2 protein-coding genes are annotated in these 1,038 nt (G+C 41.4%); one reads left to right on the top strand and one right to left on the bottom strand.

Annotation, left to right across the window (positions count from 1 at the left end; translation table 11 throughout):
- The first annotated feature begins 362 nt into the window (after positions 1–362).
- A complete protein-coding gene (locus tag R7O12_RS26930) occupies positions 363–635 on the top strand; it encodes a YnjH family protein (protein ID WP_005498191.1) in 273 nt (90 codons plus the stop codon).
- Positions 636–679: 44 nt separating this feature from the next.
- Here R7O12_RS26930 and R7O12_RS26935 read toward each other — a convergent pair whose 3' ends face one another.
- Positions 680–979, bottom strand: a complete 300-nt coding sequence (locus tag R7O12_RS26935; protein ID WP_005488152.1) for a YfcZ/YiiS family protein — start codon at positions 977–979, stop codon at positions 680–682.
- Positions 980–1,038: the final 59 nt, after the last annotated feature.

A 1,038-nucleotide genomic window follows, 5' to 3' on the forward strand; every position in this document is an offset into this window, starting at 1 on the left:
CCAAGCCAGATGGGAGTTCAGTGTATGGCTTGTTTCGAAGATCTAGATTGCCATAGTTGTCGATATGGCCAAATTTGGAATAGTAATCGAGCTCGTAAGCACTAGGAGACGAGCTAAATGCAATTAACGCGAGGGCGAAAGGGATGAAACGCATAACGATTACTTTCCAATAAAAAACGATAAAAGCATAACCTAAAGAGTCAGTGACGGCTATATCGGCCTGAGCTTAACTCGCCGTTGTTCGTAACGACGTGGAGGAATATCTGAGAATTAGAAATAAGAACAAATTGCTAGAATATGAGATTCTGCCAAGAACGTGAAATACTTCCTTGCTAGTATTGTTCGGGCATAAGGGGATATTCATGAAGTTTAAAAGAGTTTCTATTTTTACTCTGAGCGCCATGGTCGCGCTATTGTCTGGTTCAGTTTTTGCCAAATCTTACAGTACGCCGGAGTCAAAGGCTTTGGTGGTTGCTGATGGTAAAATAGGCCAGCGAATTTGTTACTACGAAGATAAAGCCTATACCGCTGGTGCGGTAATCAAAGTCGATGATGTGCTTTTGGTGTGCTCTGATGAAAACGACTACGAAACCAATGGGTCGTTAAAGTGGGTCGTGTTGAAGCAAAAGAAGTGATTTAGATAAGAATAAAGCGAGCTCGTTGCTCGCTTTAAATTGAATTAACGCGCTAGAGAGCGAGTTTTCAGTTCAAAAATAAGCTTTTCTGCACTTACTTCAAACTTGAATCGAGCGGTTAGCTCTTTAGATTCTTCTGTCAGCTCTGACACATTGTATTCAACGCCAGCGCAGACTGATTTAGCTAGTTCGATGTATTTCGCTAACTCAGACTCTAATGCATCTTTAGTCTCTGCGAAAATCGTTACGTCAGCAACCTCGTCGCCTTCTTTGATGATGAAACCAATCTCACCAGCACAGCCACAAGCTTCACATACTTGGCTTTCTTCTAATTCGACACTCATAACGAATCCTCTTGTAAATACTAAGGGTATTCTATCAGGTATTTGATCTGTATCTACAA

This window comes from Vibrio sp. Vb1574 (genome assembly GCF_033338675.1).

What these genes read in the sequence shown, in the direction of transcription:
- R7O12_RS26930 (WP_005498191.1), top strand. Translation starts at nt 363, where the DNA reads ATGAAGTTTAAAAGAGTTTCTATTTTTACTCTGAGCGCCATGGTCGCG.
- R7O12_RS26935 (WP_005488152.1), bottom strand. Translation starts at nt 979, where the DNA reads ATGAGTGTCGAATTAGAAGAAAGCCAAGTATGTGAAGCTTGTGGCTGT.